This is a genomic window from Achromobacter pestifer (assembly GCF_902859625.1).
Lineage (GTDB): Bacteria > Pseudomonadota > Gammaproteobacteria > Burkholderiales > Burkholderiaceae_B > Achromobacter > Achromobacter pestifer.
This window is the reverse complement of record NZ_CADIJX010000002.1, coordinates 573,181-590,386: the sequence shown is the minus strand read 5'-3', so window position 1 is coordinate 590,386 and position 17,206 is coordinate 573,181. Positions and strand designations below refer to the sequence as shown.

The 17,206-nt window shown below is 64.5% G+C and carries 17 protein-coding genes; 6 read left to right on the top strand and 11 right to left on the bottom strand.

Going from position 1 to position 17,206, the window contains the following annotated elements; translation table 11 throughout:
- Positions 1-19: 19 nt before the first annotated feature.
- From HV753_RS09455 to HV753_RS09445, 3 genes are read right to left on the bottom strand one after another with little or no spacing between them, the layout of a single operon-like run.
- A complete protein-coding gene (locus HV753_RS09455) occupies positions 20-1,372 on the bottom strand; it encodes an efflux transporter outer membrane subunit (RefSeq protein ID WP_175174194.1) in 1,353 nt (450 codons plus the stop codon).
- An 8-nt stretch (positions 1,373-1,380) separates the two neighbouring features.
- Positions 1,381-4,482, bottom strand: a complete 3,102-nt coding sequence (locus tag HV753_RS09450) for an efflux RND transporter permease subunit (RefSeq protein ID WP_175174193.1) — start codon at positions 4,480-4,482, stop codon at positions 1,381-1,383.
- Positions 4,469-5,674, bottom strand: coding sequence for an efflux RND transporter periplasmic adaptor subunit (locus HV753_RS09445; protein WP_175174192.1), 1,206 nt, complete (start codon positions 5,672-5,674; stop codon positions 4,469-4,471). The genes HV753_RS09450 and HV753_RS09445 overlap by 14 nt, the downstream gene beginning before the upstream one ends.
- 319 nt (positions 5,675-5,993) lie before the next feature.
- Here HV753_RS09445 and HV753_RS09440 point away from each other — a divergent pair, with 319 nt between their 5' ends.
- Positions 5,994-6,287, top strand: a complete 294-nt coding sequence (locus tag HV753_RS09440; RefSeq protein ID WP_175174191.1) for a DUF4148 domain-containing protein — start codon at positions 5,994-5,996, stop codon at positions 6,285-6,287.
- Between the two features lie 42 nt (positions 6,288-6,329).
- On the opposite strand, the gene HV753_RS09435 is transcribed toward HV753_RS09440, so the two are convergent.
- On the bottom strand, positions 6,330-7,304 hold the full coding sequence (locus tag HV753_RS09435) for a GlxA family transcriptional regulator (RefSeq protein WP_175174190.1): 975 nt from the start codon (positions 7,302-7,304) through the stop codon (positions 6,330-6,332).
- A 171-nt stretch (positions 7,305-7,475) separates the two neighbouring features.
- Between HV753_RS09435 and HV753_RS09430 the strand changes: the two genes are divergently transcribed.
- Both HV753_RS09430 and HV753_RS09425 read left to right on the top strand, forming a co-directional pair.
- Positions 7,476-7,832, top strand: coding sequence for a DUF1428 domain-containing protein (locus HV753_RS09430; protein WP_175174189.1), 357 nt, complete (start codon positions 7,476-7,478; stop codon positions 7,830-7,832).
- Between the two features lie 126 nt (positions 7,833-7,958).
- A complete protein-coding gene (locus HV753_RS09425) occupies positions 7,959-8,465 on the top strand; it encodes a VOC family protein (protein WP_175174188.1) in 507 nt (168 codons plus the stop codon).
- 80 nt (positions 8,466-8,545) lie between these two features.
- Here HV753_RS09425 and HV753_RS09420 read toward each other — a convergent pair whose 3' ends face one another.
- Together HV753_RS09420 and HV753_RS09415 are read right to left on the bottom strand one after the other, a co-directional pair.
- The gene (locus tag HV753_RS09420) at positions 8,546-9,058 is read right to left on the bottom strand and encodes a DUF1993 domain-containing protein (protein WP_175174187.1); all 513 of its coding nucleotides are present in this window, start codon (positions 9,056-9,058) and stop codon (positions 8,546-8,548) included.
- Between the two features lie 142 nt (positions 9,059-9,200).
- Positions 9,201-10,214, bottom strand: a complete 1,014-nt coding sequence (locus HV753_RS09415) for an extracellular catalytic domain type 1 short-chain-length polyhydroxyalkanoate depolymerase (RefSeq protein ID WP_246288207.1) — start codon at positions 10,212-10,214, stop codon at positions 9,201-9,203.
- A 265-nt stretch (positions 10,215-10,479) separates the two neighbouring features.
- Here HV753_RS09415 and HV753_RS09410 point away from each other — a divergent pair, with 265 nt between their 5' ends.
- Positions 10,480-10,809: a hypothetical protein gene (locus HV753_RS09410; protein ID WP_175174185.1), complete on the top strand. Its 330-nt coding sequence runs from the start codon at positions 10,480-10,482 to the stop codon at positions 10,807-10,809.
- 61 nt (positions 10,810-10,870) lie between these two features.
- Complete coding sequence (gene trhA / locus HV753_RS09405) at positions 10,871-11,515, top strand: PAQR family membrane homeostasis protein TrhA (protein WP_175174184.1); 645 nt, start codon at positions 10,871-10,873, stop codon at positions 11,513-11,515.
- A gap of 37 nt (positions 11,516-11,552) precedes the next feature.
- Here the strand turns inward: trhA and HV753_RS09400 are convergent, their stop codons facing one another.
- Together HV753_RS09400 and HV753_RS09395 are read right to left on the bottom strand one after the other, a co-directional pair.
- The gene (locus HV753_RS09400) at positions 11,553-12,740 is read right to left on the bottom strand and encodes an FAD-dependent oxidoreductase (RefSeq protein ID WP_175174183.1); all 1,188 of its coding nucleotides are present in this window, start codon (positions 12,738-12,740) and stop codon (positions 11,553-11,555) included.
- Positions 12,741-12,746: 6 nt separating this feature from the next.
- Complete coding sequence (locus HV753_RS09395) at positions 12,747-13,514, bottom strand: AraC family transcriptional regulator (protein WP_175174182.1); 768 nt, start codon at positions 13,512-13,514, stop codon at positions 12,747-12,749.
- A 111-nt stretch (positions 13,515-13,625) separates the two neighbouring features.
- Here HV753_RS09395 and HV753_RS09390 point away from each other — a divergent pair, with 111 nt between their 5' ends.
- Positions 13,626-14,441, top strand: a complete 816-nt coding sequence (locus HV753_RS09390; protein ID WP_175174644.1) for a sulfite exporter TauE/SafE family protein — start codon at positions 13,626-13,628, stop codon at positions 14,439-14,441.
- Between the two features lie 33 nt (positions 14,442-14,474).
- Here HV753_RS09390 and HV753_RS09385 read toward each other — a convergent pair whose 3' ends face one another.
- Genes HV753_RS09385 through HV753_RS09375 form a run of 3 tightly spaced genes read right to left on the bottom strand, consistent with a single transcriptional unit; the run spans position 14,475 to position 17,132 of the window.
- Entirely contained in the window at positions 14,475-15,356 is an 882-nt protein-coding gene (locus tag HV753_RS09385; RefSeq protein ID WP_175174181.1) for an alpha/beta hydrolase, read from the bottom strand.
- A gap of 8 nt (positions 15,357-15,364) precedes the next feature.
- Positions 15,365-15,976, bottom strand: a complete 612-nt coding sequence (locus HV753_RS09380) for a LysE family translocator (RefSeq protein ID WP_175174180.1) — start codon at positions 15,974-15,976, stop codon at positions 15,365-15,367.
- Between the two features lie 10 nt (positions 15,977-15,986).
- Positions 15,987-17,132 carry an aromatic ring-hydroxylating oxygenase subunit alpha gene (locus HV753_RS09375; protein WP_175174179.1) on the bottom strand — a complete coding sequence of 382 codons (1,146 nt, stop codon included), beginning with the start codon at positions 17,130-17,132 and terminating at the stop codon, positions 15,987-15,989.
- Positions 17,133-17,206: the final 74 nt, after the last annotated feature.

Genomic DNA, 17,206 nt, shown 5'->3' with positions numbered 1-17,206 from the left:
GGCGGAACACCCAGCGCCGTCATCCCTCCCGGATGACGGGCACATCGCTGTAGACCCCCAACGTCTGGTAGATCTCCACCCAGCGCAAGGCGACATCGATCTTGGCGCTGGAGAGCGAACGCTGGATATCGTAGGCGCTGCGTTCCGCGTCCAGCACTTCCAGCAGTGACACCATGCCCGCCTCGTACTGCCGACGCGCCAGGGTAACCGCCTGCTCGGCGGCCCTTGCGGCGGCTTCCAGCCGTGCTTCGCGGCGCATGGACTGGCCATAGCCGTGAATGCTGGTCTGGCTTTGCCGCACGGCCAGCCTCAGCGCCGATTCGTATGCCAACCGACTCTGCGCCAGCCTGGCGTCCGCGCCATCGATGCGCGCTTGAATTCTGCCGAAGTCGAACAATGGTTGCAGCAGTTGCATGCTGAGCGTCCAGGCGGGGCCGCTGACCCCCTGCTCGACGCCGCCCAGACTACCCAAGGTCAACTGCGGGAAACGCGCAGCGCGTTCGGCCGCCAGATTGCCGCCGGAGGCCGCCATGCGTCTTTCCGCCGCCCGCACATCGGGCCGCCAACGCAGCGAATCCACCGGCATCGCCAGCAACGCATCCAACGCGCCGCGATGCGGTACGCGCGGCTGCCCGGGGCCTTGCGCGAGCACGTCGTCGATGGCGGTCACGTCAGTGGCCAGCAGGTAGGCCAGCGCATGGCGGGCGGCGGTGACTTGCTGCTGCGCCAGTGGCACTTCCGCATACGTCGATTCATACTCAGCGATCATGCGCTCGGAATCCAGGCGGTTGGCCATGCCCAGGCGCCGGCGCGCATCCACCAGCGCGCTGGTCCGCCTGAGCACTTCGCCCGTGCTTTCCGCCAATAGCGCCTGCTGTTCGGCCAGACGCAATTGCAGATACGCCACCGCCACCTCGGCCATCAAGCTCAAGCGCAAGGCCTGGTAATCCTGCACGGTCGCCTGCAACTCGGCCTGCGACGCATCGCGTAGCGCACGTAACCGCCCGAACAGGTCGATCTCCCACGACAGATCCAGGCCGGCCCAGGACGCCGGTTCGACTGCCGCGGCCCGCTGCGCGCTGGCCCCCGCGTTCAGGACCGGAAACAAGGCGGCCCCGGACAATCGGCGCAGCGCACGCTGCTCGCGGATGCGTTCGGCTGCCGTGGCCAGGTCCAGGTTTGAGGCCAAGGCCAAGCCCAGCAATCGGTCCAGCGCGGGATCCTCGAAGCTCTCCCACCAGCGCAAAGGCATCCCTGACTGCTCAAGCAGCCCGTCCACCGATTGGTCCGGGGTCGGCCCTGCGGGTTCCGGCGGCACCGAGGAACACGCGGCCAACAACATCAATCCGACCAGGGCCGGCAACCGTTTCATGCGATTCATCATGCCGATCCGCTCTTCTTCAACTCTGGCTCCGCAGGCCTCGCGGCCCGGCGCTCCAGGAACAGGCGATTCAACGCCAGGAACACGACAGGCGTGGTCAACAGCGTCAGGATCTGGCTGACGGCCAGCCCCCCCACGATGGCAACGCCCAAGGGCTCGCGCAGTTCGGCGCCGGTGCCAAAGGCCATCATCAGCGGCACCGCGCCCAGCGCGGCCGCCAGTGTCGTCATGATGATGGGCCGGAACCGGGTCAGGCAGGCTTCCCGGATCGCCTCTTGCGCAGACAGTCCGCGTTCACGCTGGGCTTGCAGCGCAAAGTCCACCAGCAAGATGCCGTTCTTCTTGACGATGCCGATCAGCAGGATCAGCCCGATCAACGCCATGACCGAGAAATCCAGACGCCACAACCATAGGAAGAGAATGGCGCCCAGCCCCGCCGACGGCAACGTGGAGAGGATCGTCAACGGATGGACGAAGCTCTCGTAGAGCACACCCAGAATGATGTAGACCGCCAGCAAGGCCGCCAAGATCAGCCAGGGCTGGCTGGCCAGCGAGTCCTGGAACGCCTGGGCCGCACCTTGGAAGCTGCCGGTGACATTGGCCGGCATGTTCAGATTCGCGCGGATCTGCTCCAACCGGTCCACGGCGTCGCCCAGCGGCGCCCCCGGGGCCAGGTTGAACGACAGGTTGACCGCCGGCAGCAGCGCATCATGCACGATCACGGCCGGCCCCCTGACCGAAGGCTCGATGCGCACAAAGCTCAGCAAAGGCACCATGTCGCCAGTCAGCGGCGAACGCAGCTGGAAATACGCCAGGCTGTCCGCCGTTCCGCGCTGGTGCCGGTCAACTTCCAACACCACGTAGTACTGATTGGTCTCGGTCTGGATCTGGTTGATCTGGCGTTGTCCGAAAGCGTCGTACAGCGCATTGTCCACATCGCTTGCCGAGAATCCGTAGCGCGCCGCCTCGGCCCGGTCTATCGTCAGACGGGTGATCTGGGCGTCCCATTGCAGGTCGTGCGAGGCATCCCGGAACAAGGGGTCGCGCTGGAGTTCGGCCGTCAGTTTTTCCGCCCACTCGGCCAATTGCGCGCTGTCTTGCGCCCGCATCACGTACAGATACTGCGCACGCGGCTGCCCTGCGCCGATGTTGATGTCCTGCGCCGCCCGCAGAAACACCTGGATGCCGGGAATCTCCGCAAACTGCGGCCGCAGCCTGTCGATGATCTGACTGGCTGAGGCATCGCGGTCATCCGGATCGCTCAGCACCAGCCACAGGCGGCCGTTGCCGAGCGTCGCCGCACCGCCCACCGCGTGGTTGACGCCCACGACATCCGGGTCAGCCTGGACAATGGCCTCGATCCGTTTGTGCTTTTCCACCATGTCCTCGTACGAGATATCAGAGGCCGCGCGCGTCACGCCGATGATGAACCCGGTGTCCTGCAATGGGAAGAAGCCCTTGGGAATGGCGACGAAGCTGGCAATGCTGGCGAGCACGGTCGCCAGGAACACCAGCAAGGTCACGCGCTGACGAGCCAGCACCCAGTCCAGCGCCCGCTCGTATAGCTTCACCAAGCGGCCGGACGGGCCCGAAGGCGTGCCGGGCGGATGCGCTTGCGGCTTCATGAAGAGACTGGCCAGCGTGGGCGCCAGCGTCAGGCAGACCACCATGGACAACATGATCGCGGCGGTGGCCGTCAGCGCGAACTCGCTGAACAGACGGCCTACGATGCCGTCCATGAACAGCAGCGGTGTAAAGGCCGCCACCAACGACACGCTGATGGACATGACGGTGAACGCGATTTCGCGCGTGCCTTTCATCGCCGCTTCGCGCATGCCGGCGCCCGCTTCAAGATGCCGGTGGATATTCTCGATGACCACGATGGCGTCGTCCACGATGAAGCCCACCGCCACCACAATCGCCACCAAGGTCAGGTTGTTCAGGCTGAATCCGGCCAGCGACATCACCGCGAAGGTCGCCACCAGCGACACGCCCAGCACCGCGGACACGATCAGGGTGGCGGACACCTGCCGCAAGAATGCCGCCATCACGGCGATCACCAGCACGATGGCCACCGCCAGCGTCAACTGCACCTCATGCAGCGACGACCGGATGGTGCGCGTGCGGTCGTTATAGATTTCCACCGCCACGTCCGCCGGCAGTGCGGCTTGCAAGGCAGGCAAAGCCTCCAGAATGCGGTCTGCCGTTGCCACGATATTGGCCCCGGGCTGACGCCTGATGATCACCCCGACGCCCGGCTTTCCGTTGGGCCATACACCGGAGTAGTCATCTTCCGACCCGTGTTCCACGGTGGCCACGTCCTTCAGCAAGACGGGCTGGCCTTCGCGGTAGCCGATCACCAGGTCGCCGTAGTCCGCTGGGTCGAACAATTGATCGTTCACGTCCAGCGTCGCCACGCGGTCGGCACTGAACAACGCCCCTTTGGGCAGGTTCACGCTGCTGCGCTGAATGGCGTTGCGCACGTCTTCCAGGCTGCTGCGCGTGGCGGCCAGCGCCTCGGGATTGGCACGGATGCGTATCGCGGGCCGCCGCTGGCCGGTCAGCGAAATCTGACCCACCCCCTCCACCTGGCTCAACTGACGCGCCAGCACGGTTTCCGTGTGATCGCTCAGCTCTGTCAGTGACAGCGTCTCGGACGTCACGCTAAGAATCAGGATGGGGCTATCCGCCGGATTCACCTTGCGCCAGGTCGGCAGATTGGGCATGTCCGCGGGCAGGCGGCCGGCGGCGGTATTGATGGCGGCCTGAAGTTCCTGGGCCGCCACGTCGATGTCCTTGTCCAGCACAAACTGCAAGGTCAGCGTGGTGGCGCCGATGGAACTGGACGAGGTCATCTCGCTGACGCCAGGAATGGCGCTGAACTGAACCTCCAGCGGCGTGGCGACGGACGAGGCCATGGTCTGGGCGCTGGCGCCGGGCAGCCGGGCTTCGACCTGAATGGTAGGGAAGTCCACTTCGGGCAGCGGCGCCACGGGTAGCCTGGCATACGCCAGCGCGCCCAGCAGCACGACGGCGACGGTCAACAGCACCGTGCCCACCGGGTGCGCGATGCACCAGCCGTAAAGACTAGCGCGTTGCATCGGCAACCACCTTGCCCGCGATCGCGACGCCAGGTCGCTGCGCGTCACCGCCACTGGCCCCTTCCGTGCGCACCCGTGCCCCCGGATACAGCCGGGATGCACCGTCCACGACGACCGATGCGCCTTCATCCACTCCTGACACCACCGCCTGCGTATCGGTCTGATGCAACACGCTCACGTCCTGCGGCTGGGCCGTGCCATCCTGCACCCGCCACACGAACATGCGACCGTCTCCCCGCTGCAATGCCCGCGCGGGCACGACAAGCACGCCACGCATCATCTGCAATTGCACCGACGCCACCACAGACTGTCCCGGCCAGAGCCTCCCGTCAGGATTATCGAATAGTGCTTTCAGGCGGATGGTGCCGCTGGCGGTGGAGACCTGATTGTCGATGAGCGCCAGCCGGCCCTCACCCAGTACCGCCCCACCGTCGCTGGCGTAGGCCTGCACGGGAACATCGGACATGCCCGACAAGGCGTCCTGAATGCGTGGCAGCAGGGACTGCGGCACGGATACCTCGACCGCGATCGGATCCATCTGCATGATCGTGAACATCACCTGGGATTCGGCGGAGCGCAGCACGTTGCCCGCATGCAGCCGCAACAGGCCAACCCGGCCATTGAGCGGCGACCGGATCTCTGTATGCGACAGCAATACCTTCTGCGTCTGCACGGCGGCCTCCAGATTTCGCGTGGAGGCCTGCAATTCGTTGACGCGGGCGACCTGCTGCTCCAGGATCTGCGCGGAAACGGCCTCTTCCTTGCGCAGGCTGCGATAGCGCGCCAAGTCCAGGCGTGCCACCTGCAACTGCGCGGCCGCCATGCCGTGCTGCGCCTGGGCCTGGGCCAACTCGGATTCGATGATTCGGGGGTCGATGCGAGCCAGGACATCTCCGGCCCGTACCATCGCGCCCTCCTCGGCGGCGATTTCGTTCAACACGCCATCCACCTGCGTGCGCACATCGACGCTGCGCAACGAACGGACATCGCCCGGTGAACGCAAGAGCATTGGCATTTCGTCCTGCCGCTCCACCATCGTGATGCGCACCGGGACGGCAGGACGTTCGGGAGCAGTGGCCGCACCGGTATCGCGCGGCCACCATAGATAAGCCGCCGCCGTGACCGCCAGCGCGAAGAAGGACATGGACGCGATAAACCGCGGGCGCGTCAGGAATTGCGTGGAAGACATCATGGCTGCATCGCCCCGATAGACGTGAAGAGAATGCGGCCGGGCGGCATGGCAGCCACGCGGCATGGCGCAGGCTGTCGTCCCGCACGTGCCGTGCTGACCTGCCTACACTCTAAATTCCCGACACTGACCTGAGGGTGACGCCTTGCTGACGTGGAAATAACGAAACGGCATGCATCTGAAAATGCACGCCGCCGAAGCTGACAAAGATGTTAGGTGCGGGTCACGGTCTGGTCAGGCTCTCCTGTTCAGAATGGCGTCACGGATCGGACAACGCCGATTCCACCCAGCCGCTTCCATGCGGTCAACAGGAGATCTCAACATGACCATCAAATTCGCAACCGTCGCCGCAATGCTCGCCCTCGTGCTTGGCACGGGCAACGCTTTCGCCGCCGAAGAAACCGATGTGCCGCCCCCCAAGCCCAGCACCATGACGCAGGCCGACGTCAAAGCCGATCTGCGCGCATGGCGTGAGTCCGGACTGGCCGACCTCTCGCGCACGCAAGACACGCTGGACACCAACAGCACCGAATACCGACAGCGCTACGCGGAATACCTGCGGTTGCTGGGACGGGCGCCGCAAGGCTCGGTCCCGACGGCGGAACAACGCGGCTGACGCGCTGCGCTCATGCGCCGGGGCTGACGCCCCAGCGCTTATTCACTGATAGCGCTCGCGATAGCCCACAGGCGACATGCCGCAGTACTTGTTGAAAATATCGCGGAACGCCTTGGTGTCGTTGTAGCCCACTTCATACATGACCTCCGACACGCTTTTTCGGGATGTCTCCAGCCGCTTCTTCGCAGCCTCCACGCGGACCCGCTGCACGTATTCCACGATGCTGTTTCCCGTGGCCTGCCGAAACCGACGCTCCAGTGTGCGGCGGCCCATCGCGTGGCGATCGGCCAGATCTTCGACGGTGATCTTTTCCGTGTAGCGGCCTTCGATGTCGTTCTGCACCGCCCGTACCGCATCGTCGGCATGGGCCTTCTGGCCCATGAACACCGCGAAGGGCAGCTGGCTCTGCCGGCTCCAGTCCAGCTGGAAATACTTGGCGCACCAAATGGCGGTGTCGCGATCCGTGTACTTCTCGATCAGGTGCAACACCAGATGCGCCGCCGAAAACGCGCCGCCGCTGGTGTAGACGCCGTTGTCCGCCATGACGACCCGGTCACTGACCCACTGCACATTGGGAAACAAACTGGCGTACAGGTTCTGCGCGACCCAATGCACGACCGCTTGCTGGCCGTCCAGCACCCCACCCGCCGCCAGCAATGCAGCGCCCATGCACAGGCTGGCGACTTCGCCGCCCTCGCGGTGGTGCCGCGATAACCAGTCAATGAGCTCGCGGTTGGACAACACGGCGTCGGACACGGCGCCCAACAGAGGCGGCGCGATGCAAATGTCGATATCCGGCGCGTCGGCCAGCACCAGATCGGCTTGCACCTTGATGCGCCCATCGTCCAGGCTGACCTCGCGGGTCAGCGCCAGCGTGCGCACCCAAAACTGCGGTTCGCGGCCATGCGCGGCCAGATATTCATTGGCCACCAGAAAGCCGTGGCGCGCGGTTTCAAGGGAGGCAATATTGGCTCCCGTCGGTAGAAGAAAGGCGACGTTTTTCATGGCGTTAAGCATACGCCTGCGGACTGACGCAATCCACCCGCAAGAATGTCGCAAATCCCTATCTGAAAGTGCCTCCGATCCAGATAAAGTGACATCCGCTGGCTTCGATGCCAGACGGCGTCAAGCGTGACCAGCGGGCATGCCTGGCGCCGGATAGAACAACAAGGATCAAAGGAGTGTTTGATGGAAAAGTACATAGATGGTTACCTCCTCGCCGTGCCTCAGGCGAACCTGCCGGCATATCAGAAAATGGCGGAACTAGCCAAAGGCATCTGGCTGGAATTCGGCGCGCTGGACTACCGCGAATGCGTGGCGGACGACATCGACATGGAAGGCTTCGGCTCGTTCACGGCGGCGGCTGGCGCGCAAGAGGGGGAAACGGTCGTGTTCGCCTGGATTCTGTTTGAAAACAAGGCCGAACGCGACCGGATCAACGCCAAGGTCATGGCCGACCCCAGGCTGGCCAACATGTCTTGCGAAGGCGTGTTCGATTTCAAGCGCATGTGCATAGGCGGCTTCAAAACCTTGGTTGGCAAGTAAAGAAAAAGCGGGCGGCTTGTCGAAATTGGCACCGCCCGTTCGTCGTATGAATGGGAACCGCCTGCGTCGCCCTGCGTGCCAGCGTTCCGTCCCCGACAGCCCTATCAATGATTCTGGAGAAACACCATGGCTACGCCCGCAAAGAAACCCATCCCCGACGGCATGCACACGCTGACCGCGCACATCGTGTGCGAAGGCGCCTCGGATGCCATCGCCTTCTACAAGAAAGCCTTCAATGCCGAAGAGCTTGCGCGTTTACCCGGGCCGGGTGGCAAGATCATGCATGCCGCCATCCGCATCGGGGACTCCGTGATGATGCTGATGGACGACTTCCCCGAATGGGGCAGCCTGGGCGCCAAGGCGCTGAAGGGCTCGCCCGTGACGCTGCACCTGTACGTGACCGATGTGGATGCCGCGATGAAGCAGGCCGTGGCCGCCGGCGCCACCGTGACCATGCCCGTGGCGGACATGTTCTGGGGCGACCGCTACGGCCAGGTCGTGGACCCATTCGGCCACCGCTGGTCCATCGCCACGCATAAATTCGACTACTCGCCCGAGGAAATCCAGCAAAACATGGCCAAGATGGGCGACATGACCGGCTGCGGCGACGCTGCCGCCAAATCCAAGCAGTAGAACGCCACCTAAAAACGGCCCGTGGAAGGAGAGGGTTAAGCGCCCTGTCCCGCCACGGGCCTTTTTCGTTCGCCCGCGGCTTACCCCGTGTACGGGCCCAGGAAGTCCAATTTGCCGATTTTCACGCCCGCGTTGCGCAAGATCGCGTAGGCGGCCGTGACGTGGAAATAGAAATTCGGCAGCGCGAACGTCAGCAAGTAGTCATCGCCCTGAAACTCCGGCTTGAAGTCACCGAAGTTCACGACGACCTTGCGGCTTTCCGCGCCGTCCACTTGATCCGGCGTCACGCTCTGCAAATACGCAATGGTGTCGGCGATGCGTTGCTGCAACTGCGCAAAGGTTGTCTCTTCGTCCGGAAACTTGGGCGCTTGCCCCTGGGACAAGCGCTGGACGGCGAACTTGGCGGCGTCGCTGGCGCGCTGGATCTGGCCAGACAAGGGATACATGTCCGGCGCCAGGCGCGCGTTGACGAGCGCGGCGGGGTCCAGCCCTTCGGCATCGGCGTGGGCAGCGGCCTTTTCCAGCAAGTCGGCCAGCACGGTCATGCCGCGCACGAACAGAGGCACGGACGCTTGATAGATAGAGAGGGACATAGCGAGGATTTCCAAAAAGGCCTGCCTGGGCGGAACGCGCATTCCGCGTGGACCAGGAATGCGGCGATCTTACCGCCGCGCCGCCCTCTTTCGCCGTGGCCCGGCCTCGACAACTCCATTCCCAATTCGCGAACAATACCGCCTACCTGTCCGGCTGCCCAGCCCCCGCCCGGCGCAGCCCCTGAAAGAAGCGCCACACCAGCGCCGACGCATCCGGCCCGCCGCGCGCGTGGTACTTCACCGAGGCATCACCGCCGCTCCAGGCATGTTCCAGCCGTGTGATTTCGCATAGCCGCAGGATGGTCTTGCGTCCACGCAGCAGGTCGACCCGGCGGTACGCCTTGTCGGTGCCCAGGCCCAGCACACGCTCGACCGGCACGTCTTCCGGACGCAGGTCGTTCAAGGCGCGGAACTGTTCAAACAGCTGCTTGGCATTGCGCGGCGCCACCGCCGGGTCCAGTTGTCCTTGCAGGATCAGGGCCGGCATGCCCAACTGGAACACGGCAGGGTCAGACACGCTTTCCAATAGTGGCACCAACGGTTTCAGGCTGCCCCGGCGCATGGTGCCGATGCCGCCGGCGGCGCTATGGGCGTCGCCCACCACGGGACCGGAATGCATGGCCACCGCGGCGATCATCGAGGGATGCCGCAACGCCACCAACGCCGCCATGCCTGCCCCGGCGGACAAACCGGCAACATACACCCGTTCCGGGTCCAGACCGTGGCGCTCGACTTCCGATTGGATCAGCGCCGCGATCAGGTCCGCCTCGGCACCGCCATGCAGGGCATCGGGCTGAAACCAGCGCCAGCAACGCTGGACCTGCCGGGTCATGGATTGCTGGGGATACAACACCATGAAACTACCCGCATCGGCCCATTGGTTCATGCGCGTGCCGCGCGCAAACGCCAATGCCGTCTGCCGGCAACCATGCAGCATCACCACCAGCGGCATGCCCGAGCGTGGAGCGGAAACCGGGGTATAGCGCGCGAAGGTCAACTGACGCCCCGCGCTGTCGGAAAAACGCCGTGATGGTTCCCAGCGCCCACCGCCCAATGCAGGCGCCGCCGGCTGGCGGGGCGCCGTGACCGCCGGCGCGGGCCTGGCCGCCTTGCGTACGGGTGCCGCCCGCTTACCCGCGGTCTTGGGGGTCGCCATGCGCATGGCCGCGCGCTGAAGCTTGCTTAGTTTCTTTGCGGCTTTGAAAAACAGACTGGTAAAACTGCGCGCCATTGCTAGGCCTCGGCCAGTAAACCTTCTTGACTTCGCGTCGGCGTCTTGACGCCGCGGGGCCGCTTGCCACGGCACGCCGGCCATCGCGCCCGCAACGTCGCGGACGCCTGGATCTTAAAATCTTGCAGCTGGGCCGACGCCGCCTGTCAACAATTGCAGACAGGACATCAACGCGACGGCGATGGTCAGTATGGACAACACCCTGACCACCTTGCTGGAGTCGGGACGGGTCAACATGGCCGTCATCCGCGTGACGATGTACGCCCCAACCATAAGGCCAATTGCCGGAATCATCGGTGCCTCCCCTAAAAATGTCTGTTGCGGACGCTCGGACCTGCCATCGCAGCGCCGAACCCGGGAAAAGAACAATTGCCGCCTTCTACGGGCGGGTAGGTTTCTGCGTGAAATGTATCACAGGGTAACTTCCAAGCCGCGTATTTCCTTGCTCACGGCGCTTGTTGCATTTGCAGAAAATCAAGCCTTGCCGCATCTGCGCCGCCGCGCGCCGCCCAGCCCTTGAGCCAACAGCGTAAAGCGCCTATGGTGTAAATCTCGTATCGACAAGACGACAAGACGCATTCATGTTTCCTAACGACAGACCCCAGACCTTGGGCGAAGAAATCGCCAACACCATCAGCCATGGCGTGGGCGCGGCAGGCGCCGTCGCCGCCGCCCCCTTCCTGATCGTGGCCGCCGTGCGCCAAGGCGATGCCACTTTCATCGCGGGCGCGGCCGTTTTCGCCGCATCGATGTGCCTGCTGTATCTGGCATCCACCATCTATCACGCGCTGCCGCGTTGCCGCGCCAAGCAAATTTTCAATGTGCTGGACCATTCAGCCATCTATCTGCTGATCGCGGGCACCTATACGCCGTTTGCCCTGGGTGCGCTGCGCGGGCCCTGGGGCTGGACCTTGTTCGGTCTGGTCTGGGGGCTGGCGCTGCTGGGCGTGGGATTGAAAGCCAGCAAGCGCCTGAACCGGCCCGCCATTTCCACCGGGCTCTATCTGGCCATGGGCTGGCTGGTGATCATTGCGGCGAACCCATTGATCGAGCGCGTGCCGACGGGCGGGTTGTGGTGGCTGGTGGCGGGCGGCTTGGCTTACACAGGCGGCGTGGTGTTTTTCGTGTTCGACAACCGCTGGCGCTACAGCCATTTCATCTGGCATCTGTTCGTGCTGGCCGGCACGGTCTGCCATTTCTTCGCAGTGCTTTGGTATTCGGCCTGACGCCGCACTGATTGGCGGCGTTCAGGCCGCGTCGCGGCTATGGGCGGCGGGCCGCCTCCGCCTCGGGCATCGCCAGCAGCCCGCGCTTCATCAAGCTGCGCACACCGGGCACCAGCAGCGAACCACCGAACAACAGATCACGCCATAACCCCGGGCCCGACGCCTGGAAACAAGGCGTCAAGGCGCGGCTCAACGTCTGGTACATGCGCGACGGCAGCAGCCGGCTGCGCGCATAACGCGCCGGCCCCTCGACGGCGCCATGCCGTCTCAAGGCAGCCGCCAACGCCAGCGCGTCCAAGACCGCCAATGTCGTACCCAACCCCAGTTGCGGGCTCATCGCATGGCCCGCGTCCCCCACAGCGCAATACGGCCCGGTCGCCAGGCCGCGCGGCCATGTGTGACGATAGGTGGCCACGGCCAGGTCATCATGCCGGGACACCTGATCCAGCACCGGCGCGGCGTCAGGCCACAATGCCAGCAACTGATCCTTCCATTGTCCGATCGGCGCGGCACGCCACGCCGGCAAGGCGTCATGCCGAATGCTCCAGAACAGCGACAAGCGCACGCCCTGCGGCCCGATCTCGGTGGGCAACAAGCCCATCATCTGGCGCGTGCCCCGAAAGCGCTGCAACAGCTGCGTGGCGCCCGCCCAATCCTGTACCCAGAACTGCCCCCACAACGCGCCCCATTGGTAAACACGGGACTTGGCGGCCAACCCGACCTGTTCGCGCAATAGGGACGCCGCGCCGTCGGCCACCACGAACACGTCAAACGTCGACTCTGCCTGGACGCTGCCTTCGCCGTGCACCACGCGCGCCTTGCCATCCTGGCGGTCCAACGCCTGCACCGGGCAGCCGAACGAAAACGTGACCCCTGCACGCTGGCAGGCATCGAACAACACGCCGCCCAACGCCGCACGAGTCACCGCGCGGGCGCCATCGCCTACGTAGTCGATATCGACAATGCGCCAGCCGCGATGCGACAAGCCCAGCAAGCGGTCGATGGGCGCACCGACATTCAGCGCGGCCACGTCCACGCCGAGCGTGCGCAGTGCGCGTACCCCGGGCGGCTGTAGCAGCAGGCCCGCGCCCATCGTGGTGAAACCCTGATGCTTTTCAAAGACATGTACCTGATGGCCGGCCTGCGCCAGCGCCAGCGCCGTAGCCAGCCCGGCGCTGCCGGCTCCGGCAATACCAATGGAAAGCGGCAAATGCAAATTGGTCATCGTGTCCTAATCCTGGTGCAAATACGCCGTGGGCGGGCGCCCCAACACACGCCGGAACATGGTGGAGAAGGCCGCCGGGCTCTGGTAGCCGAAGTCCAGGGCAATCGCGGTGACGGAGGAACCTGCGGCCAACCGCGCCAACGCCAGAACCACGCAAGCCCGCTGCCGCCAGGCCGAAAACGCCATCCCGGTCTGCTGGTGGAAATAGCGGCTGAACGTGCGCAGGCTCATGTGCAGACGATCGGCCCAGGCCTGCGGCGGCACGCGGGCATCGGGCGCGGCGATGAACGCCCGGCAGAGCGGTGCCAGACGCCTGTCGCGCGGCAGTGGAATGTGCAGCGGCAGGACCGGTGCGCGCGCGACCTCATGCAGCAGCAGGTTCGCCAGCGCCCCGTCGCGCCCCGCCAATTCATATTCGGCGGGCATCTCCACGGCATCCATCAATAACTGCCGCAGCAATGGCGATACCTCGATCACTTCGCACGCCGTGCTACGCAAGCGCGCCGCACCGGGCTCGATGTAGGCGCTGCGGGTACTGACACCCAGCATGCGCACCTGGTGCGTGACGCCAGCGGGAATCCAGACGGCGCGTTGCGGCGGCACCACCCAATTGCCGTCGCGCGTCACCACGTGCATGACACCGGTGGCGCCATATAGCAGTTGAGCGCGGCGATGCGCGTGCGCGGGCAGCAGATGGCCAGGCGGGTAGTCGTTGCCGATGGCGACCAGCGCGCGATCCAGCGCGTCGTAGCGGTCGATATGGGTATTGCGCATGACGCGGCGGGCGCCTTTTTGGCCGAAACGCGAACATTATTGTCCAATCCTGGAAAGTAGGCCACTGCCAGCCGCCGTATCGTGGCGTCTTTGCGGATCGGGATGAACGGTATGTTGTATCTGGTATTGGCGTTGTTCGGTGCGCTAAGCGGCGTGACCACGGTGTTGTTCGGCTTTGGCGGCGGGTTCGTCGTGGTGCCGGTGTTGTATGGGATGCTGGCTGCCACGCACGGCACCCAGGACGCGATCGGACAGTCCGCCATGCATATCGCGGTGGCCACGTCCACTTGCGTGATGATCGTGAGTGCCGTGGCCGCTACCCGCAAGCACCGGCGCGCTGGCAATATCGTGCGCGCCCACATCTGGCCCTTGGCCGCCTTCATCGGCGTCGGCGCGTTGCTTGGGGCGCTGGCCGCCAGGCACGCCAGCGGCGAACTCGTGCGTTACGCCTTCATCGCCTATCTGGGCGTGACCATTCTTGATTGCCTGCTGCGCCAGGGCTTCATCGCTCGGAACGACGCGCAGGCTGTGCAGCCGCTGGGCCCGGGTTTGACGGTGGGCGGCGGCGTTGCCATCGGTGCGATCGCCACCTTTCTAGGTGTGGGGGGCAGCGTCATGACGGTGCCGCTGTTGCGCCGTCGCGGCCTGCCCATGACAAAAGCGGCGGCCATGGCCAACCCGCTGACCCTGCCCGTGGCGATCGTGGGCACGCTGGCTTACCTGGCGGCGGCGCGCGACCTGCCCGCGCCGCTGGCGCCATGGATCGTCGGCTACGTGGACCTGCTGGCCTTTGCCGCATTGGCACTGGGTTCATTGGCGGGCATCTGGATCGCCGCTCCCCTCATCCCCCGCATTCCCGACCGCCTGCATGCTCGCGTGTACGTCCTGCTGCTGGCGCTGGTGATGCTGGCCATGATGCTGGCCTAGCGCCCGGCAGAAACGCCGCCAGGGCGCCAGAAACTACTTCGCCAGGAACGCCACGGCCTGGGCAACCAGCGCCGGGTCGCGCAGCGCGCGCGTGTGTCCCATTTTTTCGGTGGAGACCAGTTCGGCGCCCGGCCACGCCGCCGCCAATACGGTCGCATCTTCGTAGGGGCTTTCACGATCGCCGCGATCATGGAGGATCAGCAGCGGCGCCGACATTCCGGGCGCCAGCCGCGCCGGTTCCATTTCAGGGAAGGTAATGCCGAGCCAGCCCTGGGCGTGCTTGACCACCAGCGGCATGACGGTCGCGGGCAGGTTCATCATGCGCCGGGAATATTCCCATACGCTGTCATAACGGCTGACAGGGCCCAGGAAGACCGCGCGCCCGGGGGAGAATCCCCGCGACATCGCAAACGTCACGGCAGCCGCGCCCAGGGAATGCGCCACCACGCCCTGGAACGGCCCATAGACCTCTGCGGCATTGGCGACGCAGGGCTCAAAATGCCTGACCGATGCACGCTTGCCAGACGATCTTCCATGCGCGGGCATGTCGATGGCCACCACCTGATACCCCTGCTGGCGCAAAGGTTCAACGTAAGCCGTCATCTGTGCGGCGTCGCCGCCCCAGCCGTGCACCAGCAGCACGCGCGGCCCGGCCTCGCCCCAAACGTAGTGGTAGACCGTCTGTCCATCAATGGTGTGCCGATCCACCCGGGCCTGCGCCAGAATGCCGCGTCCCGGCTCCGATGGTTTCAGACGAGTCGGCGAGAAGATCAGCCGCTGGACCAGCCGGGCGGTCAGATCGGGCGCCAGGGTGCCCGCGACCCCGAACGCGCCGCCGATGAGACTGGCGACGAACGGCTTCTTCCGAGGGCTTCTGGAGGCAACGGGCGCGGGCATCTTGTTTTCAGTTGTCATACGTCGATTCATCCTGGTAACAGTGATAAGCGAACGGCGGACCCGACAATCGATACAGAGAATACGCCTATCACCAGAGCCGCGGCACGCTGCAACTTTTCCGGGTTGATGAAACTGAAGCGCTGCCCTCCCAGGACCGCCCCGAACTTGATCCAGATGAAGGCGATGGGCACCAGCAGGCAGGCGAATTGCAATATGGAGCCCAGGTATGTCTGCATGCGCTCAAACGAATGCGCCGGAAACAGTGTCGAGGCAAACACCAGTGCCTTGGGATTGAGCAATGTGGCCATGAACAGCGCGTAAGGGCCGATAGGTTCCTTGCGCGTTGTCGCGTGCTCGCCTGCCGCGCACCAGATCTTGACCGCGACATAGGCCAGGTAGACGCTGCTTGCGACCCGAACCACGATGCCCACCCAAGGGTAGGCAGTTTGCGCGAAAGCCAGGAACAGCCCCCACGCCGTGATCCCGGTCAAATAGCCCGCCAGTTCAAAACCGACCAGGGGTGCCGCCTGCCGTACGCCCTTCGCCAAGCCTGCCGCCGCCAGCAGCGTGTTGGTCGGGCCCGGGGTCAGCAGGATCGCGGCGGTGCCCAGCAGAAAGACGGTATCGATACCGGCCATTGGAACGTCCTCAGACCAGAACGCGATCAATGTTGTGCTGGAACATGCCCAGCAGCCCTTCTTCCAGGCCCAGCGTATGGTGCGTATTGGCGCCGCTATGCAGGCCGGCCTGCACGCCTTCCACGATACCGAAGTCCTCGTGGTGGAAAACGGCATCGATATTGCCGAAGCGCTGCGCCAGCGTCGCCTGCCCCTCCTCGCCTGCGTAATCGGCCTCGCGGTACAGCATGTCGTGCGTCCAGATCGTCTTGTCTGGCGCAATGGGGTAGAAGGAATTCAGCGACACAATATTGGCGTGGTTGATCAGGAAAGTATTGGGAAAGAGCGTGTAGAACACCGAAGCGTAGTCCAGGATGCGCCACGATTCCGGATCGAGGCTGGCGGCGTCCATCAGGTTGGTCTTGGCCGCCGCGATGCGGATGTGCGGGCCATGTTCAAAGTGCGCGATCACGCCTTTCTCGAACACCGGGGCGATGGTGTTCTTGTGCAGGATCGGCACGTGATAGCGCTCCAGATACGTCTTCAGCAGCAGCTTCCAATTGGCGTTCAGGGTGCTGACCTTGCGGCCGTGCAAGCTCAAATCATCCAGCTTGAAGCCCTGGATCTCATCACTCATCTCGGCCCCCAGGCTGGCAGCCAGATCGATCTTCGCCCCCGGCGTCGGATGCAGCCAGACCAGCCCCATGTGCTCGGTCACCGTCAGTTCCACCAGATTGTGCTTCTGGCAGTCGAGGTCCGGAAAATTGTGCGGCTTGGTGACGCCTTTCAAGGCGCCGTCCAGGCCGTAGACCCATCCATGAAAAGGACAGGTGAAGAATTTCAGCTCTGTTTCCTTGCCGGATACCAGGCGCGCACCGCGATGGCGGCAGACGTTCAGGAATGCCCGCAATTCGCCAGTCTTGTCGCGCACCACCACGAAGGGCAGCTTGTCCCAGGGGCTGAGCAGGTAGGAGCCTGGTTGCCTTACTTGGGACGACGCCCCCACCACCAGCGGATAGTCGTGAAAGGCGGTTTCCAGTTCGCGTTCCAGAATGCCGTTGTCCATATACACGCGCGCAGGGACTTCCACCACCCTGCCCAGCATGTCCTCATCGCGGTCGACTTCACGCAGCTTGAACATTTTCCGCAGTGTTTCTACTTGAGTCGCGTGTTTCATCAGAGATCCCGAGTCGTGTGAAAAGCGTCTTGTGAAAGGCATGCCCCGGCCCCGCCCCGCAGGCGCCGGGGGGC

Excerpts from the sequence above, each read along its gene's own strand:
- HV753_RS09455 (WP_175174194.1), bottom strand. The coding sequence starts at position 1,372 with ATGAAACGGTTGCCGGCCCTGGTCGGATTGATGTTGTTGGCCGCGTGT.
- HV753_RS09450 (WP_175174193.1), bottom strand. The coding sequence starts at position 4,482 with ATGCAACGCGCTAGTCTTTACGGCTGGTGCATCGCGCACCCGGTGGGC.
- HV753_RS09445 (WP_175174192.1), bottom strand. The coding sequence starts at position 5,674 with ATGATGTCTTCCACGCAATTCCTGACGCGCCCGCGGTTTATCGCGTCC.
- HV753_RS09440 (WP_175174191.1), top strand. The coding sequence starts at position 5,994 with ATGACCATCAAATTCGCAACCGTCGCCGCAATGCTCGCCCTCGTGCTT.
- HV753_RS09435 (WP_175174190.1), bottom strand. The coding sequence starts at position 7,304 with ATGCTTAACGCCATGAAAAACGTCGCCTTTCTTCTACCGACGGGAGCC.
- HV753_RS09430 (WP_175174189.1), top strand. The coding sequence starts at position 7,476 with ATGGAAAAGTACATAGATGGTTACCTCCTCGCCGTGCCTCAGGCGAAC.
- HV753_RS09425 (WP_175174188.1), top strand. The coding sequence starts at position 7,959 with ATGGCTACGCCCGCAAAGAAACCCATCCCCGACGGCATGCACACGCTG.
- HV753_RS09420 (WP_175174187.1), bottom strand. The coding sequence starts at position 9,058 with ATGTCCCTCTCTATCTATCAAGCGTCCGTGCCTCTGTTCGTGCGCGGC.
- HV753_RS09415 (WP_246288207.1), bottom strand. The coding sequence starts at position 10,214 with ATGGCGACCCCCAAGACCGCGGGTAAGCGGGCGGCACCCGTACGCAAG.
- HV753_RS09410 (WP_175174185.1), top strand. The coding sequence starts at position 10,480 with ATGGACAACACCCTGACCACCTTGCTGGAGTCGGGACGGGTCAACATG.
- trhA (WP_175174184.1), top strand. The coding sequence starts at position 10,871 with ATGTTTCCTAACGACAGACCCCAGACCTTGGGCGAAGAAATCGCCAAC.
- HV753_RS09400 (WP_175174183.1), bottom strand. The coding sequence starts at position 12,740 with ATGACCAATTTGCATTTGCCGCTTTCCATTGGTATTGCCGGAGCCGGC.
- HV753_RS09395 (WP_175174182.1), bottom strand. The coding sequence starts at position 13,514 with ATGCGCAATACCCATATCGACCGCTACGACGCGCTGGATCGCGCGCTG.
- HV753_RS09390 (WP_175174644.1), top strand. The coding sequence starts at position 13,626 with ATGTTGTATCTGGTATTGGCGTTGTTCGGTGCGCTAAGCGGCGTGACC.
- HV753_RS09385 (WP_175174181.1), bottom strand. The coding sequence starts at position 15,356 with ATGACAACTGAAAACAAGATGCCCGCGCCCGTTGCCTCCAGAAGCCCT.
- HV753_RS09380 (WP_175174180.1), bottom strand. The coding sequence starts at position 15,976 with ATGGCCGGTATCGATACCGTCTTTCTGCTGGGCACCGCCGCGATCCTG.
- HV753_RS09375 (WP_175174179.1), bottom strand. The coding sequence starts at position 17,132 with ATGAAACACGCGACTCAAGTAGAAACACTGCGGAAAATGTTCAAGCTG.